The organism is Paenibacillus sp. LC231, from assembly GCF_001860525.1.
In the GTDB taxonomy this organism is placed as follows: domain Bacteria; phylum Bacillota; class Bacilli; order Paenibacillales; family Paenibacillaceae; genus Paenibacillus_AQ.
In genome coordinates this window covers 339,958-364,707 of the sequence record NZ_JFOM01000049.1, presented here as the reverse complement: position 1 = coordinate 364,707, position 24,750 = coordinate 339,958, and the positions used below count along the sequence as shown (strand labels likewise).

Sequence of the window (24,750 nt, the reverse complement as noted above, 5' to 3'; positions counted from 1 at the left end):
TAGGACAGGCAGGCCGCTTCATGCATTGTTATTACTTGCTTGCTTTCCAAGCATCAATTTGGCTTTGTGCTTCAGCGATGATCTTGTCCAGACCAGCAGCTTTCAGCTTTTCATTCGCTTTTGGCAGGAACTCCTCAGGATTCACGGTACCTGTCATCAGCGGCGCCCAGAACTCTTCTTTTACGTTGTTGACTGCTGCGAGCTCTGTGGATACTTTGGTTGGATCGAAGTTGAAACCGAGAAGCGGAGCAGGCTGGCCGGACTCGTTAAACTTCTTGAACTCTTCCCATTTGTTCTCAGGATCCTCAGGATTCAAGTAAGTCAGCATGACATTACCAAGCGCAAAGGTAGGCATGTCGTAGTTTTTCGATTCTGGCAAGTTTTCCATTACGTTCTCGCTAAGCTTTTTGTAGTGCACGCCTTCGATACCGGAGTCAACCAGGTTGCGAAGATATACGTCAGTGTTCAGGAGATTCAAGAACTCCATAGCTTTCTCAGGGTATTTCGAGTTAGCAGAAATCGCTTGCATCGAACCCATTACCGACCAGTTGAAGATCGTTGCGTCGCCAGCCGGAGTGGATACAACCGGATAGCCGTAGCTTTGGCTCCACAGATTGTCTGCGAACGGCTGCGTTGCCGCACGGTCCGTGAACCAGTTGCCGGATGTCATCAAATCTTGCGTCGAAGTTGTTGTCGCTGCTTCTGGGGAAATGTATCCCGCTTTGTAGTACTTGTTCATCAATTTCAGCATGTCCATCGTTTCTGGCATTTCGAGGAAGTTCACAACTTTCAGCTCTTCCTTATCATCCAGGTAAACGGCCATTGGCATTTTTTCGATGATGTAGTCAAATGGAAGCAACGGACCGAAGTCTTTGCTGATAGCCAAAGGAACGACATTCGGTTCTTTTTCCTTAATCGTTTTCAGCAGTGGCTCCAAGCTTTCCATCGATTTCACGTTCGAAATATCGAGGTTGTATTTATCAAGCAGCGTTTTGTTAAAGCGCCATGCTTCTTGAGCAGGAAGCTCTTTGTTTGCCGGAATTGCATAGTTGTGACCGTCAACCTTGGAACCTTCCAGGAACGCAGGGTCAATCGCGTCTTTAATGCCTTTTCCGTGGCTTTCAATCAGCTCGTCCAATTCCATGAATGCGCCTTTACGTGCATTTTGCACATAGTCAAACGCCCATGAGCTGGTAAACAGGATATCCATCGGTTCGCCGGAAGCTGCCATAACTTGCATCTTCTGGTTGTAATCACCGAAGTCGATCATTTTCATGTCAACGGTTACACCAATCTTCTCAGCAGTGTATTTATTGATTTCTTCTTCAACCTTGTCGACATCCTTTTGAGGTGTTCCGATGGTGTACCAGATCAGCTCAACCGGTTTCTCGGCAGTTCCCCCACCGTTTCCTGCACTCTCTTCTTTGTTGCCTCCGCATGCCGACAACAGCATGGATGCAGACAATAGCAGCGTTAGCGGCAGGAGCCATTTCTTTTTCGATTTACTCATGTTTATCCTCCCTTTTGAATCCTTTGTGTCTCTACACTTATAAGGTTATCCCATGAAAGCAGTTTCACATAGGCGAAAAATTAAAGGTATTATGGTGAAAATAAAGAAAAAAACTCTGATTAAATTAATCAGAGCATTCCTCGAAAATCCCTCGGCGATACGCCGACGAATTTTTTGAACTGTTTATAGAAATAACCGGTTTCCCAATAACCTACATTTTTTGCGATATCCTGCACTTTCGTCGAAGTGTTTCGGAGCAGCTCCTTCGCTCGTTCAATCCGGTATCGGTTTATATACTCCGTAAAGTTCTCTCCTGTCTCTTTATGGAACAGATGCCCCAGGTAGACCGGATGAATATGATATTGGGCACCTAACACCTTCAGTGACAAATCCTCGTTATAATGGTGCTGGATATGATGCAGAATCTGCTGGATGACAGGGCTCTTCACGTCATTGTTGAGCGAATCGACCAGCCCGCCAACCCCTTCCTTCACGGCCGTAATCAGATCGTCGATCGATACGGAATCCATAATATCGGTAATCGTATTTTTCACAAAATCAGGGGCTGCCGTGTATTGGATATCGTTCAGCTCCAGCTTCAGGCGAATGACCATCTCGACCGCGATGCTCTTGAGTGTCGTCGGGATCATCCCCTGCGTATGGCGAAGCCGATCAAAATCACTGTCAATCAAATCAAACAGCACCTGCTTGTCCCTTCCGGCGATGCCTTTGGCATATTCGGGCCACTGTACGGAATAGGATTCCGCCGCTTCTCCCTTCTTGGCTTGAACATCCACATAATCCACGTAGGAGGGCTGCTCCAGAACGAGATAGTATTCCTGTGCCTCCTTGGCGTGAAGATAACTGTCCTTATAATTACCGCCGAGGCTTTCCACGCTGCCAAGCGAGATGGAAAGCTCCTCTTCATAGCACTGCTCCCTCACCTGCTGCAGCAGGCGGATCGCCCTCGCTTTTTCCGTGTCCGGGTCTTTCATCATAAAAATCACCACATGATCGCCGTCGTTGTCCCGGAAATACAGAACACCCGGTTCCTGATCCATTAATTGATACAGACAGCTCTCCAGCGGCGTGAAATCCGCTCTCAGGATAGACGCCATGACGTAAGGCAAATTCAGATTCAGCCCCAGAAGGGTCACCCGTTCTTCCAGCTCCTCCGGCTCAATCCGGTCCGTGATCCAGCGATACAGGATATTGCTCCGCAAAATGTTGATGTCGTACTCGTCCAGTCTCATTTCCCTTCTGGATTTGTTCATTTTATCCGTTGTGCTGGCAATCGTTTCTTCCAGTTCCTTCAGATTGATCGGCTTGAGCAAGTAATTCTCGATCCCCAGACGCATGCCTTCCTTCAAATAAGCAAAATCGTCGAAACCGCTCAGGATGATCACCTTCAGATTACGGTTTAATTTACGCGCGCCTTCAATCAATTCAAGTCCCGTCATGACAGGCATCGATATATCCGTAATGAGAATATCAACCGGAATGACCGCCATCTTCTCCAGTGCCTTGCGCCCATTCTCCGCATGACCGACCACCTCGATGCCATACTTCGACCAATCCACGACGTCATATAATCCCTCTATAATGAACGGCTCATCGTCCACAATAAACACTTTATACATCGTTATTCAGCTTCCCTTCTGCCACCGGAAATTTGACTGTCACCGTCGTACCGTTACCCGGCTCACTCTGGATGTCCATTCCGTACGAACTTCCAAACGTCAGCTTTAACCGCTCATTCACACTCCGCAGACCAAACGACTCTTCACTCGACTCGGCCATCTCCAGCCGGGATTTGATCTCCTCAAGCTGCTCCGGCTCGATCCCTTTCCCGTTATCCTTGATCTCGATCACGACATCCCCATCCTGCTGCGCCGCGTTTATCGTCAGCCAGTTATCATCCTGGTCGCTGCGCAGCCCATGAACGATGTAATTCTCAATCAGTGGCTGCAGTGACATTTTCATCATCGGCACATGCTTGATATGTTCCTCACAGTGCATTTTGTAAATATACTTGTCCTTATAGCGAATGCGAAACAGTTCCAGATAGAGCCTGCACGCCTCCAGCTCATCCTTCAGCGTATAGTGGGACTTGTGCTGAACGATATTCTTGAACAGCATCGATAAGCTGTAGATCATATCGCCAACATCCTGCGCCCCTTGCGAGAGAGCTCTCATTCGAATCACTTCGAGCGTATTATAAAGAAAATGCGGATTAATTCTGGCTTGCAATGCAGACAGCTCCGCGTTCTTCTGGTTGATTTCCGCCTTATATACCTTGTCGATATACCGGGAAAGCTCGTCCAGCATCTCATTAAAGCTGCCCGCAATTTGCCCCAGCTGATCATCCTTGGTATCCTGCATCCGGGCCACGAACTCTCCCTTCTCAACCTTGCGCATAAAACGGATAATGTTATCTGTCCGCTTGGAGTAATTCACGATCATCAGCGAAGGAATGGACACAGCAATCACGATGCACAGCAGGGCGGCAATCATGATGGTGCTCTGCACGCCATGGAAAGATTCAGCGATCTCACGTTTAGGCGTAATGCCAACCACCGTATAACCTGCCTGATTGTGCGCTGCCGTTGTAATATACGATTCTTCATCGAGGTTCACGGTTTCCTTGGAATTCAGCAGCCGGTCTGCATACGGATATTTCTCGCCGTAATATTTGCCTGAGGAATCAAACATCACGCGGCCGTCGCCGGATAAAACCATTACGGATCCCTTCAATGGATCTTTGCCACTGTTCAGGACGGCATCCAGTGCTTCCGTTCGATATAAAATAACCAGCTGCCCCAGATTCTTGTAGGTGGTCATATCATTAATCGGGCTCCGGATCGAGAATAACGGTAAGGTCACGTCTCCGGCCAGCTTACGCACCCACAGATTCGGCAATGTGACACTCTGGCTTTCGAGGGCCATCACGTCGGGGATGTAAGAATGCGTCGCATTCGCCTGATAGAGCCTTGTCATGCTGCCCTGCTTGTAAACATAAACATACTGCTTCTCGGCACTGTACAGCATAATATTCTCGATATCCGGATCATCGTCCAGCCTCTGCTTAAAGTAAGCGACCACGCTGTCTGAATTGGACTGCCCTCCGCCCGCAATCCGGTTCATTCGCTTCGCCATGTACTCATTAAACGAGTTCATAAGGAAATAGGAAGTGTCAATGCCTAGAGAGGTGTTGCGATACAGCTCATTCACATAGGACTGCGCATTCACATATTTTTGATTCACATGCCGTTCCACCCGCTCAACCGCGCTTCGCTGAATGTCCAATTCACTGCGAACAGCCGATTGAAACAAGAAATAATACATGAGAAAAGATAAAGTGACAATGGTAACCACCGCAATCAGGGAGATTAACAGCAGCATCTTGGTAAACATATTATTTTTGATGTATTTTTGATAAAACCTAGCAGGAGACATCGGTTTCCCCTTCCTGATGCAAACGTTGTTACTGCGCAACATATTAAATATAACATCGGCAGACCGTCACCATTGGATGAAATTTCTACCAAGTTATGAAGGTGTAATTTGCCTATTTTAGGTCATTTTAGGGGCCAGTGTTCCCCCTGGTTCATAGCATGAATCAGGAAGGAGAGGGTTTACAATGCCCCAATACCGAATTATTGTCGATTTATCCGATTATCAGCTGCACCTGCTGGACGGCAACATCGTGGTACGTACATTCCCGGTTGCCATCGGCAAAATGGCTACACAGACGCCGCCAGGCAATTACACCATCATCAACAAGCAGCCAAATCCCGGGGGACCGTTCGGAGCCTATTGGTTAGGGTTGTCCAAACCCCATTACGGCATCCATGGCACGAACGACCCTTCATCCATCGGGTGCTCCGTTTCCCTTGGATGTATTCGGATGTACAACGAGGATGTGACGGAGCTGGCTTCCCTCGTGCCCATCCATACCCGGGTCACCATACGAAACTGATAACATAAACTGGTGATTTCAAATCCCTCCAAATTGGTTAAATACAAATGTTACATAGTACCTATGTATTTACTAATCGTTGTATGGAGGGATTGCCCATGATGCAGAGCAAATATTTCAGGACATGCTTTGGCATAATCGCACTGCTCTTGATCATTTATCTCGGTTCCGAAATCAGCTTTTTGTTCCGGCCAATCGTCTCCATGTTCAATATGCTGATCGTTCCCGTCGCGATGGCCGGCTTCTTCTATTATCTGCTCAGGCCGATCGTAGACTACCTGGAGCGGCGGAAAATCAAACGATCCATTGGCGTCCTGATGCTGTATTTCGTGTTTGCCGGTCTCTGCGCCATCTTCGGCATTGTGGTGTGGCCGACACTGCGCGAACAGATCGAAAATTTTATCAGCAATACTCCCTTTCTGGTAGAGGGCGTGCAGGAACAGATTGACCAGCTGCAGCAGAATCGATTCTGGTCACGCTATATACCGACGGAATCCGAGCTGTCCACCTCACTGACGGAGTATATGAATCGGATCATTACCTGGATCAGCAACTCCATCAACAACTTGATTACCGTTGTATCGAGCGTTGTCGTTATTATTGCTACGATTCCGATCATTCTGTACTACATGCTGAAGGAAGGCAGCAAGCTTCCGCCCAGGCTGCTCAGTGTCCTGCCAAGACGATACCGCCGTGATGGCCAGGAGGTGCTGGGTGAGATCGATACGGCACTCAGCAATTTTATTATCGGCAAAGTGATCCTGAATCTTATACTTAGCATTATGATTTATATCGGATTTCTGATCATCGGGCTGCCCTATTCTTTGCTCTTGACGGTCATTTCCTTCTTCTTGAATTTCATCCCGTATATCGGAGCGCTGCTGGCGACCATTCCTGCCGTCATTATCGGATTTATCGAATCTCCTTCCATTGCGATATGGTCCGTTGTCGTTATTGTCATCGCACAGCAGATCCAAGATAATATTCTGACACCGGTCATCTACGGGAAACAGCTTGATATTCACCCGTTGACCACGATTGCCCTCATCCTTGTAGGAGGCGATTTTTTCGGGCTGCTGGGCATTCTGCTCGCCATTCCGGCTTACATGATCATCAAAATTATCGTGGTACGGATTTACGAACTGTTCCTTGCCGAAAAAGTAGAAGACGCATCATGAACTCGGCTTACTGGAGACATACATTTCCATTTGCATAAAAAAGGACGTCCCCGCCAACTTCACGATGGCTGCTGGGGACATCCTTTATTTAAAGAATCACGCATTGCCGCGCAAGGATCGAACCACAAAATAATGCTCGTCCTTGCGCAATATCATGCCATTTGACAGGGTAACGGTATCCTCATCGTGAGAAGTCAGGATGGCTTGTGATGACACCAGTCGATTGCCCCTCCATATCATGACGGAAGATCCGAAATAGACGGCATTATCGAATTGAATCGTATGGTTCACGACATAACCGATGGAGTTCAAGGCCGGGTATGCGTTTCTCGGCATAATTCTATGAATGGAGCGAAACGGTATAACAAGCTCACCCGGGCCAAGAATCACTTTTTCCTGAACAGGGTCCCATCCTTTCAACACACCTTCAACCGTGCTTTTTGCCCCGTCTAAACGCTGAATGACAACATGACGACCAATCCAATGTTTCATGAAGGTCACCTCTCGCGGATTATTCATCTCCATCGCCCGGCGTGCTCGGGATGTCCCAATTCACCGGATCCATACCCTTTTGCATAAAAAAAGCATTCGATGCTGAAAATGGACGACTACCGAAGAATCCTTTATGCGCTGCAAACGGACTCGGATGACTGGACTCAAGCACCTTATGCCGGCTTCGGTCTATGAAGGATCCTTTCTTCTGTGCGTAACTTCCCCATAATATAAAAACCATTGGCTGATCGCGTTCATTCAGTTTCGTAATGACCGTATCGGTGAATTTCTCCCAACCGATCCCTTTGTGTGAGTTCGGCTCGCCTTCGCGAACCGTAAGCACTGCGTTAAGCAGCAGCACCCCTTGATCCGCCCACGATTGCAAGGAACCGTGATTGGGAATCGAGATTCCCAGATCCGAAGCAAGCTCCTTATGTATATTTCGTAAAGATGGAGGAATCGCAACCCCGGGCGAGACGGAAAAGCTCAGCCCCTGCGCCTGCCTGCGACCGTGATATGGGTCTTGTCCCAAAATAACGACTTTCGTCGATTGGTACGATGTTTGCTGTAGAGCCCGAAATATATCTTCCTTGGGGGGATACACCGTGCAGTGCCGGTATTCCTCGTCCACCCGTTCCATCAACGCTTGAAAATAAGGCTTATCCATTTCTCCCTGCAGAATAAGGTCCCAATCATTGTTAAACATCCGCATGTCTCCTCTCTCCTCCTCACACAGGCCAGCATGGAATCATAAAAGAATGCGATTTCTATAATCGGAACACCAACTTCTTCCGTTCAATTTGAATCAAATAACAACACGCATCATGAGTTGACCTTGTGTCGATTTAAAAAATAAGCCGGCACCCATACGGGGGCCGACTTATTTTGCATCTTACCAGACGCTGTTATAATGCCGAGGACGGGGGTCGAACCCGTACGGTAGTCACCTACCGCAGGATTTTAAGTCCTGTGCGTCTGCCAATTCCGCCACCCCGGCATATTTATCCGCGCATGTTCCTAGCGTCGTTCACGTTCACTTACATAACCGAAGGTACGCGTGGAATTCGCAATATTTTGCGATCTCATTCCGATATCTAGGTGTGCACATTTCGTCTTAGCGACAAAATTGATAATACCATGTCCAACCATATGATGTCAATATATGAAACTCATAATTTTTCGCATCACCCTATCCAAAGCCTCATTCTCGATAGCTTCAAGCCTTCGCTCTAACTCATCCGTTCGAATCCTTCCGTTTTCCGTAAAGAATAATTTTACCGTAATCACCAAATGATAAATATGCTTGCACTGTCATGTCATATGCGAAGACTAGAACAACAGAGAAAAGGAAACCGCTCACCATGAAAAAACTCTCAACCGTCATATGGATCGCTCTCTCCATCTCCCTTTGCCATCAACATGTTGTCAACGCCAGCCATGCGCCATCCGCTTCCAAGGGCAGGGGTTATTATGAGGAACGAGGCGAGATAGTATGGGAAGTCCCCACTCACAATAAAGTAATTGCTCTTACCTTTGACGATGGACCGGACGCGCAGAACACCGTTCAAATTCTGGATCTGCTAAAGCAATATGACGCAAAAGCCACCTTCTTCGTTGTTGGCAGCCGGGTGGAGAAGCACCCCGAGATCGTAGCGCGGGAACTGCACGAAGGACATGAAATCGGCAATCACTCTTACTCCCATCCTCCTTTTCACAATATTAATGTCAGCAAGTTAACAAGCGAGTTAAACCAGACGCAAGATGCGATCTTTCAGGCAACCGGCATTCGAACCGTCCTGTTTCGTCCACCGGGAGGCAGCTATAATGAAGCAATTGTCCGCACGAGCAAGGATTTCGGTATGCTGACCGTATTATGGTCATGGCATCAGGATACACTCGACTGGCGAAAGCCCGGCGTTAACCGGATTGTTAAAAAAGTGCTGGATAATGCCCATAATGGAGACATCGTACTGATGCACGACTTTGTGCCAAGCAGTACACAGACGGTAGAGGCTCTCAAAGTGATTTTACCGGAGCTGCAAAAGAGAGGCTACGAGTTTGTGACCGTTTCGGAGCTGCTCTCCTATCACGAGAAAACGCGTAAGTTCATTGAAGTAAACCATTAATCGAATGGATGACCTACAACGTTCTAGAATAACCGCTGCCTTCTGATGGTAACGGTTATTTTTTCGAAGTCGGTTGGATCGGAAAAACACAGAGTCTAATTTCCTCTTGAATATATTAATTCCATTTGATAAGATACAGAACGAACGTTCAGTATACAAAGTTCGAATAGCTTTCAAGGGTTATAGGGGGGTGCATGCGTGAATAAAAAACAACAACAAACCGAAGATACCAAGCGACGAATAGCCGAAGCCGCGAAGGCTCTTTTTATGCAGAAGGGTTACAAATCAACGTCAATAGAGGAAATCGTTGAAGCCACGGGCAGCAGCAAAGGGAATATCTATTATCATTTCAAGAGCAAGGAAGGGCTGTTTCTGTATCTGGTTGAGGAATGGGACCTCGAGTGGGAACAGAAATGGAACAGCAAAGAGCAGCATTACACCACCACCGTTGACAAGCTGTATGGAATAGCCGATCAATTGGTGTTTGATGATCTGAACCACCCCTTCTCTAAGGCGCTTGATGAATTTATAAACAGCAATGGAGATGTTAGCGAAGAAGTAGAACAAAGAGTCGTCCGGATTATTAGGAGCCATTTGGAATTCAATCAGAAATTGCTGCAGCAAGGGATGGATCGCGGGGAGTTTGAGAATCATAATGTGGAGCAACTGTCCGTTATCTTTGAGAGCCTCATTGTTGGCTTAAGCCAGATGTCGCGTATAACGAAGGTGGAAAATGCGCTTGCCCTTTATCATGCCGCCATCAAAGTATTTCTGCATGGCATTGAAAAGAAATCATGAAAAATAAATACTTTTTTTCATACACTATCACAAACCGAACGTTCAGTATATAAGTAACCGAATTACAAACATTTTCATTATGTCTTTATTAAATCGTCTTTTATTTTTGGAGGAATCATCATGTCATTACTCATGCGAAACAATGGAGCCATTCTGCTCCTCATGTTCAATATATTTCTAGTCTTCACCGGGATCGGGCTTGTCATACCTATTATGCCAACCTATATGACGGAACTGCATATCAGCGGCAGCACGGTAGGTATGCTCGTTGCCGCATTTTCATTAACACAGCTGTTATTCTCCCCACTTGCGGGAAGATTGTCCGACACCATGGGTCGTAAAAAAATCATCATCACCGGCATGATGGTGTTCGCCGTATCGGAATGGTTGTTCGGAGCTGCCAGCACACCGCCGCTCCTGTTTGCCTCAAGAATGCTGGGCGGTATCGGCGCTGCACTCATTATGCCCGCTGTTATGGCCTACACGGCTGACGTGACTTCGAATGAGGAACGCGCCAGAGGCATGGGGTTCATTAATGCTGCGATTACGACAGGCTTCATCATCGGACCAGGCATCGGAGGATTTATCGCCGAGTTTGGCATTCGCGTCCCTTTCTACGCCGCGGCCGTTGCGGGAGGTATTGCCGCGCTGGTAACGCTGCTGCTGCTTCCGGAATCATCCGCCAAGCAGGAAGCACCTACCGTGCTGGGACGGAAGAAGGAGAGCCTGGCCGTTCAGCTGGTGCGTTCTTTCAAGGAACCTTACTTCCTAAGTTTGATCATTGTATTTGTGCTTTCATTCGGGCTTGCCAATTACGAAACGGTGTTCGGCCTGTTTGTGGATCATAAATTCGGGTTCACCCCTAAAGATATTGCCATGATCATCACGTTTGGGTCGATTGCGGGTGCCGTCGTCCAAGCGACGATATTCGGTTGGATCCTCAACCGCTTCGGTGAGAAAAGAGTCATTACGCTCAGTTTGCTTACCGCGGGAATCTGTATCCTGTTAACCCTGTTTGTGCATAAATACTGGCTCATATTCCTCGTAACCTTCTTGGTATTCCTGTCGATCGACATCTTGCGTCCCGCTATCGGTACGCAAATGTCTAAGCTGGCGAAGGATCAGCAAGGCTACGTGGCCGGCCTGAACTCGGCATACACCAGTCTGGGAAATATTGCGGGGCCGCTGGTGGCAGGATATCTGTTTGATTTGGACATCAACTTTCCTTATATCTCCGCGTCCATCGTTCTCATCCTCTGCTTCTTCCTGGCCATGCGTGCAGGCAGAGCCTGGACCGCTACAGAGGCCGTCATGAATGAACGGTGACGAAAGGTAACGACTTCCTGACCGTTTACAGCTAATCATTGAACAAGACCCCGCCGGAAGCTTCTGGCGGGGTCCTGTTTTTGATTATGTATTTTTTAATAGGCCACCAGGACAATCATCGCCAATAAAGCCACCAGGGCAAACAATAGAGACCATCCCAATTCAAACCGTCTTTTTTCTTTATATGCCTTGAAAGCCTTCCTTGATTCAAATACAAATACGATCACCAAGAAGGCTAGCAACACCGGAAGTCCCCAGGACTGATTTAATACCCACTCTGACACCTTCATCCCCCACCCTATATGCTAAAATGAGCTGCATCCACAGCAGCAGCCGTATAAATAAGTGTGTCCCCCTACGACTCCATTAAAATGTACCGTAAGTCGCCCCCGATTACAAATCTCGCTTGGTCGAATCATCAATCTCCCGGAGATTTTGTCTATCACAAAGAAAACGGTGGATATATAAGAACAATTGATATGATGGACAACGAGAACATGAGGACCATGCACGGGGAGCTTTTAGAGAAGCACCCGTCTGTAGAAATAAGGGTGTGGTAGTCCTGGATCTTGTTCCATTGGGTGTTGAATATTTGGTATAATCCTTCCGAGGTGAAAATGATGAACGGAAATAAGTTTGTTATTATCATGGTTCTTATTTTGCTGATAATTGGCGCTTGTTCTTTAGTCCTAGCGCAAGTCTTGAATTCAATCGGGCGCCAAGATTTATAGAAATCTGATAGACTGGAAAATAATACATTGAGGGGCGGAATCATTGAGGATATTTTTGATTATATTGGTCTTACGGCCCCACTATAAACCAGAACGCCAAAAAGAACCCCCCTCTGCCTAAGCCAGCAGGGTTCTTTCCCACGTTAACTCTCATAAGTAAGTGGAGACAAGTAAAGTTCAACAGGGAGAAGCATCACTCAATTCGAGTATAGCCTCTAAATGGTGATTTATACATTTTTCAAAACAGCAAAATTTTCATCTAGTCACGCTGACCAGATAATCTTATTGGCTTTTTAGGATCAAGTTGGCGCCATATGGGTTTATCAGCATTTCCATCTGTAAAGATATAATTTGTATTTGGATCATCTGCAAACCTAACATAAACGGGATATGTAGGCATTTTACTAAGTTTTGCTTTAATACTGATAATGTCTGAATCAGAGTATCCCTCAACATTAATAAGATGATTTCTCAAACTTCTTTCGAGAGAATTGTATTTCACTTGAAGGTAAGTATAAAAAACACCGACAATAATCAGCACAAGTAACAGAAAAATAATCAAAATCTTTTTCTGTTTCATAAATAGATAGTCCCTCCAATCTAGTTGATAATGGTCCTGTATGTTTTTAATACAGATAGTCGCTCTCTTGTAACGGGTGAGGACAAACTTTTGAATATTTGAATCCGACAATCCGGGGGCGGTTAAATTTTGAAAATGGACGACGTCAGGGATGTTTCGGACGATATTTAATAAAATATAAAGACAGTTGTTCTACTGCTTGAAGTTTAATTGTCTTAAATAAGAGGTGACTACTGATGAAAAAAGCAATACTTCGATGGGTTATTGTTCTTTCGGCTTTATACTGTATGGGGCATATCTTATTTGATTTCAAAGAAACACATTTAATGCGGATTTTTACTGGTGCAGTTGAAATATCTTTCTTTGGGAGCATTCTTCTCTATATAAATTTGAAAACGAAAGAGGGAAAAAGCAATCATTCAACGGCGCCAAAGAAATGACCCTTAGGTTAAAAGTATTTTTTTAACGATAGATAGGGTGTCATTTTCGCAGCATTCCTTAGTATTCAAGAACATCTTACTTATGAGCTATTCTTGGATTTGGAGATAGAACAGGGATCAACTCATCAATAAGCTCATTCAAAGAAGGTGTTCTAACAGAGGAATCTTCCACCGCAGCAAAATGAGCTCTCGTGGATGTTTTTAATATCTGTTTTATTGAATTATACTGATCGGTGTCTATTTCTTTAAGATGCGTAAATCACGCTACACAACAAAAGAGGTGAGCCTTTGAAGCTTATTTCAAAATTGTATTCAGAATACTTGATCATCCCCCGCCCCTTCCGTTTATTGATTCTCTGGGGTTGGATTATATTATTTTTAGCTACCGGGATTAGACTTAATTGGTTTTTTTAACGTTTCGGAGTTCTCGTTCGATGCCGGCTCCTGATCAGCATCCGCTGGATTCTCAGCTTGACCTTCACTTAGTTCATTGGTTCCCTTTGATCCGGATTTCTCAAAATCCAGTTCAGCCTGATTTTCGTCTTTTTGTTCATCTGGCTGCTCGACGGCTGTCGCCACACTGGAAGCAGCTGCAGTTATGCGACGGCCACCTTGGTAGAGCTAGTAGGCATTATCATTATCCTTATCATTATCCCTATCGAAATCAATGACATTTGCTGATCTCTAAGGAATACGTTGAGTTCTTCCCATTGGTTGTTACTTAGGAACACCAAATTTCGGTAACGCTGCTTTAAGTGGAAACGTCATTTTAATCTCTGGATCCTGTGGATAAATAGCAGCCGTTAGCAAATCAAAGTTTCCTGATTCTTCACCATCGTTTTTGTCGGAACTAAACAGCCCTATAAACAGCAAAAAACCCTTGCATCGCAAGGGTTTTCGATAAAGTGGGCCCTGAGGGACTCGAACCCCCGACCAGTCGGTTATGAGCCGACCGCTCTAACCAACTGAGCTAAGGGCCCTGAACATACATGTACACATAAACATAAGGACGTCATACATACATCGTTTAAAAATTGGTTGCGGGGGCAGGATTTGAACCTGCGGCCTTCGGGTTATGAGCCCGACGAGCTACCGAACTGCTCCACCCCGCGTCAATGCTGTATCAAACAGCGACAAGAATAAATATACACCATAACCCTACATCAAGTCAAGTACTGTTTTAATGGAATTTCCTCAAGGCATAAACCGCACACCATAACGGCCCTTTTTGGAACGGTAAACCTCCACCATCCGCGGATCATGATACCCGAACAGCCAGCCATCCTGCTCCAAACGTTTCGCAAAGCACCCTGCCTGAAATTTGCTTGTATACAGCTTTCCATAATATACCCAATTCATCCTATGCGACTCCTTACCCGAATGATAATGTAATGCTGTCATATTATGTCCATTCTTCCACAAAAAAAACACAGATCAATAAACTTCTTCACGATCTCCCCATAAAAAAACAATCAGCCATACCCTTACCACATCGTGATACGGATACAATTGATTGTCACCTTAGGTAAATCGCGCCTATTGGCCGTCAGCCTCCGCAAATCGGGCGGCAATGCTCATAAGCTCCTGCTCCATCGAATTCATCATCTGGATGAAATTCATCAGCTGCGCCTTCGTCTCCTCGGCCTCCGTACGAAACCGCTGCTGGGAAACGCCCTCCCATTCGGCATTCAACGTTTCAATGACCTGGGACAATCGGGCGACCAATTCTCCGCCGTAGTCACTCCCGCTACGAATGTCTGCCGCAGCCCGGCGCAGCTCCTCGGGGGATACCTCTATGCGTCCTGACATGGATCTACCTCACTCCTCCCTTTATAGATATCTTCTCGTTTGTTATGTAGGCTTCGTCTCAGCGAGTACGGCCTGAAACTGTTCTTCCTCTTCGTCCTGGTAACCGGTAAAAATAATCTCCTGAATATCCTCATGGTTAAAGACGTAGGCAAACTCCGGGCTGACATAACCTTCCGGATATGGACAAGCCAAATAGTCGAACATTTGCGGCTGATCAAGCGCCAGAATTTGCTTTCGACCATAGATCACGAGCTTCTTCTCGCCTTCTTTCAAAATGACAATCGATCCGTTCGACAGCAGCTGCTGCGTCATAACTACCCTCTCCTTTTCTTGCTCTTCCGGTGCGGTGCCGCCGACGTACGGCCCTGATTCAATTTATTCAGAAACGCGGCGTTCCGCTGCTCCTTCGGCAATCCCAATACGGGATAATGAGCTTTTAGCTTATCCATGTTGTTCTGGATGAACATATACCGATGAATGAAAACAACGGCCATGTACAGACCGAGAATCAACAACACGGAAAAAGCCGCCATGCCCATTACAAATCCTCCGAGATCGCCGGTTATCGCCACCACAACGTAATAAGCCGTATAACCTATAGCCGCAAACAGTAAGGCCGCTTTGCCCGCTTTACCGACGCTGCCACTGCGCTCCATAGCCTGGTAGGTCCCTTGCTGCAGCGCTCTAAAATGCAGCACATAAAACACAAGGAGAAGCAGAAGCATCACCGCTACCGAGCTAAGCCCATATAGAATCGATTCAACTCCGGCCATGTCATACATCATTTTGAGGATAGCGATCTGACAAGTGACCGCCAGAGCCAGTCCGTATATTCCCAAATACAGCACAAAACCAACCTCAGACCGGTACGGATTTGCACTCAGGCCAATTCCCCATAGCAGCATAACCACCCACACCGCCGCAGCCACATACATATATACCGACATTATCGGCGCTGCCAGCGTGACCAGCGCAGGGATCAGCATAATGAATAAAAAACATACGATGCCGCCCCGTATCTGCTCGGCGGGGATCAGTCGGAAATGAAACTGTTCTTCCTCTGAAATCTTTGCGCTCATCCATGACACTCCCTTTATTTGAACCATCCGGCAATCGTTGAACCTATCTTCTCCGCCCCCATTTTCAATCCTTCGGTTACGGTATCTTTCTTCCCGTCCCCGTCAAAATCCGTAAACTTGATGCCGTCCATAACATAGGAAGCACCCACCGATACGCCGAAACCGATGGCCGCACCCGCAAGGGTGCCAATCGGACCGCCCACTGCTGTCCCGATCAGCGCGCCTGCCTTAGCGCCAGCCGCAGCGGATGCCACGACGGTACCCACACCGACACCCACATCAACTACAGCATCTCCGGCTATTTTTGCCCCGCTCTTGTTCTCGTTGATATTCGTCACCAGATTTCCCACCGTTTGCATGGCGATGCCTGCATAACCAAGTTTACCACCCTTCCAGCTTAGCGAGTCTTTAACAGCCGCGCCGGGTAGGACGTATTTCGGGATTCGGGGGTGATTCCGCCAGTTGTATTCGGCATAGGATTTTTTGCGGATATTAGCCAGCATCCCGTTCGTCACATTGGCTCGCATATTGCCGCGCTTGTCTTTCTCAAGCCACACGCCAAAGCCGTTCCGATACATATCCCAGTATTTATACATCGTACCCGATGCCGTTGCCGTTCCGAACAATACCCCTGCGGCCGCTAGCGGATTACTCTTCCATTGATCCGCCGTTCCGCCAAAAGGCGCAAGTGCATTGAATTCAACCCCCGCTGCCGTCACGGGCGGGTGCGTGTTCTTGTTTCCGTTCTGTGCCAGACTCGCCTGAAGCAGCAGATGCGGACTGACCTGGGTCACCGATTGTTTGCCGAAGTTGAGATTGCTGCCGAGCGATTGATCCGTCTGCGAAAAATCACCCGCCTTTTTCACCAGCTGCCCTCGATTTTGTTCCAGACGGCTAACCACCGACTGGCAAGCGGCCCTACATTGGGCCAGGCGCTGTTCAACCTGGGCACGATGACGCGACTCCCAGGACATGCTCTGGATACGCTGCTGCATGCGCTCCTGAAGCTGCTGGACTTCCCGTGCAATATCAGATACCGCTGCTCCTTGCTGGTTCAGCATGTCAGGTACCACACGTATTTTAGTCATATCTAACAATCCTCCATATCGTTGATCGAGAAGGTAATAACTTGAGAGTACAGGATCATGATGCAGCCCTTTCTCACTTAATGCGCTCAATGACCGCGCCAAGCTCCCGGATAACTTCCGTTACCGTAGCGCCCCAAATCTGATCCTGTTCGCCTTCATTGCGAATCAGCCAATTGGAATGCTGTCCTCTCAACAATTCGATTCCCTCTATTCTGCAGTTCAGATCCGGGCAATAGTACGCTGTGAAGGTTGCATATCTCTCCGGATGGCTGACGCTATCGGCCAAGGCAGAAACGACCGATTCCGGGTAGCCTTGTGCAAGCAAATACTTCCGAGGCTCCTGCTCCCCTTGCTCGGCACTCATCCATTGCTGGAACCAGCCTTTAGGCATAGCCAATGGAGCTGTATCCCGGTTCTTCCTATCCTCCAGCTGCAGGTGACTGATGATTTTAAGCCAAGCCTCCGAAGGGGTTCCCAGCGCTTCCAGCACATAGATTCTCGCACCGTCAGGCCCGCTTTCAATATCGGCCCTTACAACCAGACTTGAACTGTAATAAATGAAACACTCCTTCAGCGCTTCGTCGGAACCGGACACCCTCATATGTATCGTTAACAGGGTCCGGCTGCATACTTCTATGTATTCCAGGAGTTCCTCCACAAGAACCGGCTCCTTACCCGCCGTATCGATCAAGCCTTTCTCCTGCAGCTCCTGCTCAATCTTGGCCACTTCTACAGGCATCTCCTCGGCCAGCGTTCCGCGAAAAGGGTCCTCTAACCCAATGACAGCCCGCGCACCGACGATGCCGGTTAGTACAAAGAATTGTTTGCCGGTCAGTTTGATCCTGGATGAAACTTCCAAAGATCTCTCCTCCTTACGGTCAGTCCCGCCTATTTTGTGTTTATATCTGAGATTATCATTACTATTATAGGTGAGACGTCTCCTTCCCCTCTACCAAGTCATGGCCCTAAATTTATAGGAACATATACCCAAATCAGCCGATCTTCAAACGATTCATCAGTAAAATTTTATAAAAAAACATTCCCGGGTCGAAATCACCTCTGGAATGTTCTTATACTCATATTAGATTAGACGGGTCTTCCTGCTGGATAATTCCGTGATATAGAATCGTCATCAGCTGTTCACTGACCGCGTTCAGGCTTCCCAAACCATGGTACCATTCGGTCCGTGCCGTAAATTCCTTGATGAAAGTCAGGAATGCAACCAGTACCTGGGGAGAGATGTCTTTTCGTATCTGTCCAAGCTGCTGGCCTTTAAAGATCAGCATTTCGAATTCCGGAACAACGAATTTCTGATTGAATTGAAGCAGCTTGTCCATCTGCTCCGGGAATTTGGCCAGATCCGCCACAAATTTCTGGGATACCAACGCAGAAAATTTGTTCTGATCTCTGTAGAAGACCGTTAACGCCTCAAGCGGATCTTTTGCCTGATCCATAATATTACGGTACAGCGCCATGAGCTCCTCGACCATCCGGTCCACCACATGGTCCAATAAGCCCTCTTTGCTCTGATAGTGGTTATAAATCGTCATCTTGGAAACGGGGACCGCTTCGGCAATCTGCTCCATGCTCGTCTGCAAAATCCCCTGCTCCATGAACAACCGCTTCCCGGCTTCAAGCACTGCTTCTTTCTTTGTATTCATCTGTTAGACTAAATCCCTTCTATATCAGCATAAGGACACCGATAGCTGGCTGCAGCCGCGTACAGTCCTAATGTAACGATCCAGCCACCCGCTGTCAACCCGGCATCCTCCGCGGATTATCTTTGGCTTTAGAATATAAAAAAGCTGCCGCTCTGTGATAACTCACAAAGGCGACAGCCGGATTATCCTAGCTTGTATAAGTTGTTTACACACCAAAGGAAGCAGGATTCGATCTCCAGGATTGAAGAAGCTCCACATCCTGTTCCTGAATCCGATTCTCGGATAGCGCAACTTCGATCAGCGCTCCGTAGTTGGACAAGCTCTGCAGCGGAATCCCAGCTTCGGCGAAGGCTTGCACTGCTTTATCCAGCTGGTAGCTGAAAATAGCCACTACCGCCAGCGGCTCCGCTCCTGCATCCTTGACCGCTTGCGCCGCTTTTAGCGAGCTGCCGCCCGTGGATATCAGATCCTCGATCACAACCACCTTTTGACCGGGCTTGATCAAGCCTTCGATCAGGTTTTCCTTGCCATGGCCCTTTGCTTTGTCCCGAATATAGGACATTGGCAGATTCATCTTCTGTGAAACAAAGGCCGCATGCGGAATCCCGGCTGTGGCTGTTCCAGCAATGGCCTCAGCCTCCGGATATTGCTCCCGGATGACAGCTGCGAACGATTCAGCAATGTAGTCGCGAATCTCGGGAAACGACATCGTCAAGCGATTATCACAGTAGATCGGGGACTTAATTCCCGACGTCCATGTAAACGGCTGATGGGGCCTAAGAGAAACGGCCTCAATCTTCAGCAAATAAGATGCGATCTGATGTGGAATATTCGCGAGTGTACTCATGCTTGAATCATCTCCTCAATAATCTGTTCTGCTGCTTGTCTCGGGTTCGGGGATTCCGTAATCGGGCGGCCGACAACCAGATAATGACTGCCCTTGCGGATGGCTTCCCCTGGTGTAAGAACCCGTGCCTGGTCTCCGATATCCGCACCGGCCGGACGAATACCTGGTATAACGGTCTTAAACGCTTGTCCGCATACGGATGTTATGGCCTCCACTTCAAGCGATGAAGCGACGACGCCATGCAGCCCCGCTTGCTGAGCCAGCTTCGCATATCGTACGACCGCATCTTCAACCGAACCCGGGATACCGATTTCGTTATTCATGACATCCTGACTCGTGCTAGTCAACTGGGTTACCGCAATGATGGTAGGCATGGCAAGACCCGGGGTGTCCGCCACTGCGGCCTCCGCCCCGGCTTTTGCCGCCTGCATCATGAGAGCCCCGCCGCCGGCATGGACATTAAACATGTCCACACCCAGCCGCGTTACGCTGTTCGCCCCGCCTTTTACCGTGTTCGGAATATCATGCATCTTCACATCCAGAAATACGGAATAACCTTTTGCTTTCAATTCCTTGACAAAATCAGGACCGGCCGCGTAGAACAGCTGCATGCCGACCTTCATATAACACGGGATGCCCTCCAGCTGCTGCACCAATGCCTTTGCGCGCTGGGCATCCGGGTAATCCAGGGCCACCATAAGGCGGCCCGCCATTTCATTGTAGCTGGCGCTCATCTATACCCCTCCTTCTCGATTAAACAACCGGCATTGCTTCAGAAGAGAAATTGATGGTCTCCAGCATCGTCAGAAGCTCACGAACCGTATCGAGCGAGGTCATACATACCACACCGTTTTCAACCGCTTCACGGCGAATTCGGAATCCGTCACGCTGCGGCGTTTTACCTTTGGTTAAAGTGTTAAAGACGAAGTTCGCTTCACCTGTGCGGATCATATCCAGAATGTTCGGCGTTCCCTCGGACAGCTTATGAATGGTGGTCACATCAAGTCCCGCTTCCTTCAATGCTGCTGCCGTGCCGCCTGTTGCGATGATTTTATAGCCAAGCTTATGGAAGCCTTTCAGCAGTGCTGCAGCTTCGGCTTTATCCTTATCTGCGATGGTAGCGATGATCGCTCCTGTTGAAGGAATTTTCATGCCTGCACCGATCAGACCTTTGTACAGCGCTTTGGCATACTTCACGTCTCGGCCCATAACCTCACCGGTAGACTTCATTTCCGGTCCAAGGGTAGGCTCAACGCGGCGAAGTTTAGCAAAGGAGAACACCGGTACTTTAACCGATACATGTTCGCTTTCCGGCCACATGCCTTCCTCGTATCCAAGCTCCTTCAGCTTGCCGCCCATGATCGCCTGTGTTGCCAGGTTGGCCATCGGGATGCCTGTAACCTTGCTCAGGAACGGAACCGTCCGGGAAGAACGCGGATTTACTTCGATTACGTACACTTCATTTTTATAGATAACGAACTGGATGTTAACAAGTCCGCGTGTATTCAGCTCTTTGGCAATCTTGATCGTAATTTCCGCAATCTTGTCCTTCAGATCCTGGGACAAGTACTGAGGAGGATATACCGCAATCGAGTCACCGGAGTGAACGCCTGCACGTTCTACATGCTCCATGATGCCTGGTATCAGCACCGTATCGCCATCGCAGATCGCGTCTACTTCTACTTCTTTACCCATCATGTAACGGTCGATCAGAACCGGATGATCCGGGTTGATCTTAACCGCCTCTGTCATGTAACTCAGCAGCTCGCTGTCGGAGTAAACAATCTCCATGGCGCGTCCACCGAGTACATACGATGGTCTTACCAGTACAGGATATCCCAGTGATTGCGCGGTTTCTACAGCATCATCAACCGAAGTTACCGTTTTTCCTTTCGGTTGAGCAATCTCCAGTCTGGACAGAAGCGCTTCGAATTTTTTACGGTCCTCGGCTTCGTCAATGCTTTCCAAGCTGGTACCCAGAATCTTCACGCCCGCCTTGTTGAGCGGCTCAGCGAGGTTAATAGCTGTCTGCCCGCCAAACTGTACGATGACACCGATCGGTTTCTCCTGCTCGATGACGTTCATGACATCTTCTAGGAAGAGCGGTTCGAAGTAGAGTCGGTCCGACGTATTAAAGTCAGTGGATACGGTCTCCGGGTTGTTGTTAATGATAACTGCTTCGTATCCCGCCTTCTGGATCGCCCATACAGCGTGCACCGTGGAGTAGTCGAACTCGATGCCTTGACCGATCCGGATCGGTCCGGAGCCCAGTACGACGACCTTCTCCTTGGCGGATTCGATCACTTCATTCTCGGTTTCGTACGTCGAGTAGTAGTACGGTGTCGTTGCTTCAAATTCCGCCGCGCAAGTATCAACCATTTTGTAAACCGGGCGCAATCCATGCTCGCGACGCAGGAATCCGATCGACTCCTCGGTTGTGTGGGTGCTGGCATTGCCTTCCGTGCGCAGCTCCGCTATAGCGCGATCCGTAAAACCGAGTCGCTTCGCTTCGTACAGCGTTTCGTATGTCAGTGCCGCTTCGCTGCGAATGTGATCTTCATACTTAATCAGGCGTTCGATTTTGTCCAGGAACCACCAGTCGATCTTCGTCAGGTCCTGAATCTGTTGAAGTCCATACCCCCGGCGGAATGCTTCTGCGATCAGGAACATCCGCTCATCGTCGGCTTTAATCAGACGCTCCTGGAGCACTTCATCACTCAGCTCATTCGCGCCTTTCAAGTAAAGGCGGTGCACGCCGATCTCCAGAGAACGAACCGCTTTATGGATCGATTCTTCGAAAGTCCGGCCAATCGCCATCACCTCGCCGGTTGCCTTCATCTGAGTTCCGAGCTTCCGGTTAGCATGGATGAACTTGTCGAATGGCCAGCGTGGAATTTTGCTGACGATATAGTCCAGCGTAGGCTCAAAGCAAGCATAGGTCTGTCCCGTTACCGGGTTGACGATCTCGTCCAGGGTGTAACCCATCGCGATTTTTGCTGCCATCTTCGCGATCGGGTAACCCGTTGCCTTGGAAGCAAGGGCAGAAGAGCGGCTGACGCGAGGGTTTACCTCGATGACATAATATTGATAGCTGTTTGGATCGAGCGCGAATTGCACGTTACATCCGCCCTCAATGTTCAGGGCACGGATGATTTTCAGCGATGCCGATCTGAGCATTTGATACTCGCGATCGGACAGCGTTTGGCTTGGCGCCACGACGATGCTGTCACCGGTATGAACGCCGACCGGATCAAAGTTCTCCATGTTACATACCACGATGCAGTTATCATTTGCGTCGCGCATAACCTCATACTCGACTTCCTTCATTCCCGCGATGCTCTTCTCGATCAAACATTGTGTGATCGGGCTGTAGCGAAGTCCGGAGCTGACCGTTTCACGCAGTTCCTCTTCGGTTGCGCAAATACCGCCGCCGGTGCCTCCTAGCGTGTATGCCGGACGCACGATCACCGGATAACCGATCTCATTCGCGAAATCAAGCGCTTCTTCCAGAGTCGTTACGATGGTGCTTTCCGGTACGGGCTGATCGAGTTCGCGCATCAGATCACGGAACAGATCGCGGTCTTCGGCTTTCTCGATGGACTCCAGCTGCGTTCCGAGCAGCTTCACATTCTCCTGCTCCAGAATACCGGCGCGTGCAAGCTCAACTGCCATGTTCAGGCCCGTTTGCCCTCCAAGCGTCGGGAGCAAACCGTCCGGACGCTCTTGACGGATGATCTGTGTAACAAAGTCGAGCGTAATCGGCTCGATATATACTTTATCCGCCATGTTTGTGTCGGTCATGATGGTCGCCGGGTTGCTGTTGATCAGCACAACCTCGATACCTTCTTCTTTCAATGCTTGGCAAGCCTGTGTTCCAGCGTAGTCGAATTCCGCTGCTTGCCCGATGACAATCGGGCCGGAGCCGATGACGAGAATTTTTTTCAATGTATCATTTTTAGGCATATTAATGAGCTCCTTTCACGGCTGCAGCCAGAACCGCCTGGCGCGGTTTCCGGATTTCATTCTGTTTATGGTCTCTTATCATCTCAAGGAATTGATCGAACAGATAGCTGCTGTCGAGCGGACCAGGTGCAGCTTCAGGATGATATTGCACGGAGAAGGCCGGGAATTTCGTGTGCTTCAAGCCTTCGATCGTTTTATCGTTATTGTTAATATGCGTAACTTCCAGATCCGTCCCTTTGATGGATTCTTCGTTTACGGTATATCCATGATTTTGGGAAGTGATGTAGCAGCGTCCGCTGGCAAGCTCTTTTACCGGATGGTTCCCGCCGCGGTGGCCGAATTTCAGCTTCTCGGTATCGGCGCCCGCAGCCAGCGCAAACAATTGGTGGCCAAGGCAGATGCCGAAGATCGGATATTCGCCAAGCAGTTCTTTAACCATGTCGACCGCGTATGGAACGTCTTTCGGGTCCCCAGGGCCGTTGGACAACTGAATGCCGTCCGGGTGAAGTCTGCGGATTTCATCAGCTGTCGTGTCATGCGGAACAACCATCACATCGCAGCCGCGGGAGGTCAGTTCGCGCAGGATTCCGCTTTTTGCACCGAAGTCAACCAGAACGATCCGCTCCTTGGAGCCCGGACTTGTAAACATTTGCGGCGTAGAGGTTTTTGCCACCTGGTTGCGGAGTTCAGCGATCGTCGTATCGCCGAGCATTTCCTTGAGCTCTTCCACCGGTTTGTTTGTAGTGGTCAGAATCCCTTTCATCGTACCGTAGTGGCGAATAATCCGGGTCAGCATCCGTGTATCAATCTCGCTGATACCTGGAATACCATATTCCTTTAATAAACTGTCAACACTGTACTCTGCACGCCAGTTGCTAGGAACAGGCTCATGACGACGAACAACGAATCCGTGGACAAATGGTCGAATGGATTCAAAGTCATCCCGCGTAATGCCGTAGTTCCCGATCAAAGGGTACGTCATGGTCACGATCTGTCCACAGTAAGACGGGTCGCTCAGCACCTCTTGATATCCTGTAATCCCTGTATTGAAAACAACCTCTCCGGTCATTTCAGCATCCGCGCCGAAGGATTTTCCGCTAAACAGCGTTCCGTCCTCCAGTAACAATCTTGCCTGCATCCCGA

The 24,750-nt window shown here is 48.4% G+C and carries 25 protein-coding genes and 3 tRNA genes; 6 read left to right on the top strand and 22 right to left on the bottom strand.

Annotated elements, in window-relative coordinates; translation table 11 throughout:
- Nucleotides 1-31: 31 nt before the first annotated feature.
- The 3 genes from AK95_RS27180 to AK95_RS27170 all read right to left on the bottom strand — a co-directional run bounded on the left by AK95_RS27180 (nt 32) and on the right by AK95_RS27170 (nt 4,966).
- Nucleotides 32-1,510, bottom strand: coding sequence for an ABC transporter substrate-binding protein (locus tag AK95_RS27180; protein ID WP_071223031.1), 1,479 nt, complete (start codon nt 1,508-1,510; stop codon nt 32-34).
- Nucleotides 1,511-1,638: 128 nt separating this feature from the next.
- Complete coding sequence (locus AK95_RS27175) at nt 1,639-3,150, bottom strand: response regulator transcription factor (RefSeq protein ID WP_071223030.1); 1,512 nt, start codon at nt 3,148-3,150, stop codon at nt 1,639-1,641.
- Nucleotides 3,143-4,966, bottom strand: a complete 1,824-nt coding sequence (locus AK95_RS27170; protein WP_071223029.1) for a sensor histidine kinase — start codon at nt 4,964-4,966, stop codon at nt 3,143-3,145. Before AK95_RS27170 ends, AK95_RS27175 begins: the two co-directional genes overlap by 8 nt.
- A gap of 184 nt (nt 4,967-5,150) precedes the next feature.
- Between AK95_RS27170 and AK95_RS27165 the strand changes: the two genes are divergently transcribed.
- Together AK95_RS27165 and AK95_RS27160 are read left to right on the top strand one after the other, a co-directional pair.
- Nucleotides 5,151-5,489 carry a L,D-transpeptidase gene (locus AK95_RS27165; protein WP_071223028.1) on the top strand — a complete coding sequence of 113 codons (339 nt, stop codon included), beginning with the start codon at nt 5,151-5,153 and terminating at the stop codon, nt 5,487-5,489.
- 98 nt (nt 5,490-5,587) lie between these two features.
- Entirely contained in the window at nt 5,588-6,667 is a 1,080-nt protein-coding gene (locus AK95_RS27160; RefSeq protein ID WP_071223027.1) for an AI-2E family transporter, read from the top strand.
- A gap of 96 nt (nt 6,668-6,763) precedes the next feature.
- On the opposite strand, the gene AK95_RS27155 is transcribed toward AK95_RS27160, so the two are convergent.
- From AK95_RS27155 to AK95_RS27145, 3 genes are all read right to left on the bottom strand, one after another.
- Nucleotides 6,764-7,159 carry a hypothetical protein gene (locus tag AK95_RS27155; protein WP_071223026.1) on the bottom strand — a complete coding sequence of 132 codons (396 nt, stop codon included), beginning with the start codon at nt 7,157-7,159 and terminating at the stop codon, nt 6,764-6,766.
- A 19-nt stretch (nt 7,160-7,178) separates the two neighbouring features.
- A complete protein-coding gene (locus tag AK95_RS27150) occupies nt 7,179-7,865 on the bottom strand; it encodes a uracil-DNA glycosylase (protein WP_071223070.1) in 687 nt (228 codons plus the stop codon).
- A 205-nt stretch (nt 7,866-8,070) separates the two neighbouring features.
- Nucleotides 8,071-8,156: transfer RNA gene (locus tag AK95_RS27145), tRNA-Leu, on the bottom strand.
- A 364-nt stretch (nt 8,157-8,520) separates the two neighbouring features.
- Here AK95_RS27145 and AK95_RS27140 point away from each other — a divergent pair.
- The 3 genes from AK95_RS27140 (at nt 8,521) to AK95_RS27130 (ending at nt 11,409) form a co-directional block, all read left to right on the top strand.
- Nucleotides 8,521-9,285: a polysaccharide deacetylase family protein gene (locus tag AK95_RS27140; protein ID WP_071223025.1), complete on the top strand. Its 765-nt coding sequence runs from the start codon at nt 8,521-8,523 to the stop codon at nt 9,283-9,285.
- 198 nt (nt 9,286-9,483) lie between these two features.
- Nucleotides 9,484-10,083, top strand: a complete 600-nt coding sequence (locus AK95_RS27135; protein ID WP_071223024.1) for a TetR/AcrR family transcriptional regulator — start codon at nt 9,484-9,486, stop codon at nt 10,081-10,083.
- Between the two features lie 120 nt (nt 10,084-10,203).
- Nucleotides 10,204-11,409, top strand: a complete 1,206-nt coding sequence (locus AK95_RS27130) for an MFS transporter (protein WP_071223023.1) — start codon at nt 10,204-10,206, stop codon at nt 11,407-11,409.
- Between the two features lie 95 nt (nt 11,410-11,504).
- On the opposite strand, the gene AK95_RS27125 is transcribed toward AK95_RS27130, so the two are convergent.
- Entirely contained in the window at nt 11,505-11,693 is a 189-nt protein-coding gene (locus AK95_RS27125; RefSeq protein WP_071223022.1) for a hypothetical protein, read from the bottom strand.
- Between the two features lie 706 nt (nt 11,694-12,399).
- Nucleotides 12,400-12,720, bottom strand: a complete 321-nt coding sequence (locus tag AK95_RS27120; protein WP_071223021.1) for a DUF3139 domain-containing protein — start codon at nt 12,718-12,720, stop codon at nt 12,400-12,402.
- A 236-nt stretch (nt 12,721-12,956) separates the two neighbouring features.
- Between AK95_RS27120 and AK95_RS27115 the strand changes: the two genes are divergently transcribed.
- A complete protein-coding gene (locus AK95_RS27115; RefSeq protein ID WP_071223020.1) occupies nt 12,957-13,160 on the top strand; it encodes a hypothetical protein in 204 nt (67 codons plus the stop codon).
- 378 nt (nt 13,161-13,538) lie between these two features.
- On the opposite strand, the gene AK95_RS34325 is transcribed toward AK95_RS27115, so the two are convergent.
- From AK95_RS34325 to AK95_RS27050, 14 genes are all read right to left on the bottom strand, one after another.
- Nucleotides 13,539-13,739: a hypothetical protein gene (locus tag AK95_RS34325; protein ID WP_071223019.1), complete on the bottom strand. Its 201-nt coding sequence runs from the start codon at nt 13,737-13,739 to the stop codon at nt 13,539-13,541.
- A 327-nt stretch (nt 13,740-14,066) separates the two neighbouring features.
- Nucleotides 14,067-14,140: transfer RNA gene (locus AK95_RS27105), tRNA-Ile, on the bottom strand.
- Nucleotides 14,141-14,195: 55 nt separating this feature from the next.
- Nucleotides 14,196-14,272 (bottom strand) — tRNA-Met (locus AK95_RS27100).
- Between the two features lie 82 nt (nt 14,273-14,354).
- The gene (locus tag AK95_RS34630) at nt 14,355-14,519 is read right to left on the bottom strand and encodes a hypothetical protein (protein WP_164817394.1); all 165 of its coding nucleotides are present in this window, start codon (nt 14,517-14,519) and stop codon (nt 14,355-14,357) included.
- A 177-nt stretch (nt 14,520-14,696) separates the two neighbouring features.
- Nucleotides 14,697-14,969 (bottom strand): WXG100 family type VII secretion target, encoded by a 273-nt coding sequence (locus tag AK95_RS27095; protein WP_071223018.1) that lies wholly within the window; start codon nt 14,967-14,969, stop codon nt 14,697-14,699.
- A 42-nt stretch (nt 14,970-15,011) separates the two neighbouring features.
- Nucleotides 15,012-15,281, bottom strand: coding sequence for a DUF4176 domain-containing protein (locus AK95_RS27090; protein WP_071223017.1), 270 nt, complete (start codon nt 15,279-15,281; stop codon nt 15,012-15,014).
- Nucleotides 15,282-15,283: 2 nt separating this feature from the next.
- On the bottom strand, nt 15,284-16,048 hold the full coding sequence (locus AK95_RS27085; protein ID WP_071223016.1) for a hypothetical protein: 765 nt from the start codon (nt 16,046-16,048) through the stop codon (nt 15,284-15,286).
- A 14-nt stretch (nt 16,049-16,062) separates the two neighbouring features.
- Complete coding sequence (locus AK95_RS27080; protein ID WP_071223015.1) at nt 16,063-17,136, bottom strand: WXG100 family type VII secretion target; 1,074 nt, start codon at nt 17,134-17,136, stop codon at nt 16,063-16,065.
- A gap of 73 nt (nt 17,137-17,209) precedes the next feature.
- Complete coding sequence (locus AK95_RS27075) at nt 17,210-17,995, bottom strand: hypothetical protein (protein WP_071223014.1); 786 nt, start codon at nt 17,993-17,995, stop codon at nt 17,210-17,212.
- Between the two features lie 217 nt (nt 17,996-18,212).
- A complete protein-coding gene (locus AK95_RS27070; protein ID WP_071223013.1) occupies nt 18,213-18,797 on the bottom strand; it encodes a TetR/AcrR family transcriptional regulator in 585 nt (194 codons plus the stop codon).
- A gap of 205 nt (nt 18,798-19,002) precedes the next feature.
- Entirely contained in the window at nt 19,003-19,644 is a 642-nt protein-coding gene (gene pyrE, locus AK95_RS27065) for an orotate phosphoribosyltransferase (protein WP_071223012.1), read from the bottom strand.
- The gene (gene pyrF / locus AK95_RS27060; protein WP_071223011.1) at nt 19,641-20,378 is read right to left on the bottom strand and encodes an orotidine-5'-phosphate decarboxylase; all 738 of its coding nucleotides are present in this window, start codon (nt 20,376-20,378) and stop codon (nt 19,641-19,643) included. The genes pyrE and pyrF overlap by 4 nt, the downstream gene beginning before the upstream one ends.
- Before the next feature lie 19 nt (nt 20,379-20,397).
- The gene (gene carB, locus AK95_RS27055) at nt 20,398-23,607 is read right to left on the bottom strand and encodes a carbamoyl-phosphate synthase large subunit (protein ID WP_071223010.1); all 3,210 of its coding nucleotides are present in this window, start codon (nt 23,605-23,607) and stop codon (nt 20,398-20,400) included.
- Between the two features lies 1 nt (nt 23,608).
- Nucleotides 23,609-24,745 (bottom strand): carbamoyl phosphate synthase small subunit, encoded by a 1,137-nt coding sequence (locus AK95_RS27050; RefSeq protein ID WP_071223009.1) that lies wholly within the window; start codon nt 24,743-24,745, stop codon nt 23,609-23,611.
- Nucleotides 24,746-24,750: the final 5 nt, after the last annotated feature.

What these genes read in the sequence shown, in the direction of transcription:
- AK95_RS27180 (WP_071223031.1), bottom strand. Translation starts at nt 1,510, where the DNA reads ATGAGTAAATCGAAAAAGAAATGGCTCCTGCCGCTAACGCTGCTATTG.
- AK95_RS27175 (WP_071223030.1), bottom strand. Translation starts at nt 3,150, where the DNA reads ATGTATAAAGTGTTTATTGTGGACGATGAGCCGTTCATTATAGAGGGA.
- AK95_RS27170 (WP_071223029.1), bottom strand. Translation starts at nt 4,966, where the DNA reads ATGTCTCCTGCTAGGTTTTATCAAAAATACATCAAAAATAATATGTTT.
- AK95_RS27165 (WP_071223028.1), top strand. Translation starts at nt 5,151, where the DNA reads ATGCCCCAATACCGAATTATTGTCGATTTATCCGATTATCAGCTGCAC.
- AK95_RS27160 (WP_071223027.1), top strand. Translation starts at nt 5,588, where the DNA reads ATGATGCAGAGCAAATATTTCAGGACATGCTTTGGCATAATCGCACTG.
- AK95_RS27155 (WP_071223026.1), bottom strand. Translation starts at nt 7,159, where the DNA reads ATGAAACATTGGATTGGTCGTCATGTTGTCATTCAGCGTTTAGACGGG.
- AK95_RS27150 (WP_071223070.1), bottom strand. Translation starts at nt 7,865, where the DNA reads ATGTTTAACAATGATTGGGACCTTATTCTGCAGGGAGAAATGGATAAG.
- AK95_RS27140 (WP_071223025.1), top strand. Translation starts at nt 8,521, where the DNA reads ATGAAAAAACTCTCAACCGTCATATGGATCGCTCTCTCCATCTCCCTT.
- AK95_RS27130 (WP_071223023.1), top strand. Translation starts at nt 10,204, where the DNA reads ATGTCATTACTCATGCGAAACAATGGAGCCATTCTGCTCCTCATGTTC.
- AK95_RS27120 (WP_071223021.1), bottom strand. Translation starts at nt 12,720, where the DNA reads ATGAAACAGAAAAAGATTTTGATTATTTTTCTGTTACTTGTGCTGATT.
- AK95_RS27115 (WP_071223020.1), top strand. Translation starts at nt 12,957, where the DNA reads ATGAAAAAAGCAATACTTCGATGGGTTATTGTTCTTTCGGCTTTATAC.
- AK95_RS34630 (WP_164817394.1), bottom strand. Translation starts at nt 14,519, where the DNA reads ATGAATTGGGTATATTATGGAAAGCTGTATACAAGCAAATTTCAGGCA.
- AK95_RS27095 (WP_071223018.1), bottom strand. Translation starts at nt 14,969, where the DNA reads ATGTCAGGACGCATAGAGGTATCCCCCGAGGAGCTGCGCCGGGCTGCG.
- AK95_RS27090 (WP_071223017.1), bottom strand. Translation starts at nt 15,281, where the DNA reads ATGACGCAGCAGCTGCTGTCGAACGGATCGATTGTCATTTTGAAAGAA.
- AK95_RS27085 (WP_071223016.1), bottom strand. Translation starts at nt 16,048, where the DNA reads ATGAGCGCAAAGATTTCAGAGGAAGAACAGTTTCATTTCCGACTGATC.
- AK95_RS27080 (WP_071223015.1), bottom strand. Translation starts at nt 17,136, where the DNA reads ATGACTAAAATACGTGTGGTACCTGACATGCTGAACCAGCAAGGAGCA.
- AK95_RS27070 (WP_071223013.1), bottom strand. Translation starts at nt 18,797, where the DNA reads ATGAATACAAAGAAAGAAGCAGTGCTTGAAGCCGGGAAGCGGTTGTTC.
- pyrE (WP_071223012.1), bottom strand. Translation starts at nt 19,644, where the DNA reads ATGAGTACACTCGCGAATATTCCACATCAGATCGCATCTTATTTGCTG.
- pyrF (WP_071223011.1), bottom strand. Translation starts at nt 20,378, where the DNA reads ATGAGCGCCAGCTACAATGAAATGGCGGGCCGCCTTATGGTGGCCCTG.
- carB (WP_071223010.1), bottom strand. Translation starts at nt 23,607, where the DNA reads ATGCCTAAAAATGATACATTGAAAAAAATTCTCGTCATCGGCTCCGGC.
- AK95_RS27050 (WP_071223009.1), bottom strand. Translation starts at nt 24,745, where the DNA reads ATGCAGGCAAGATTGTTACTGGAGGACGGAACGCTGTTTAGCGGAAAA.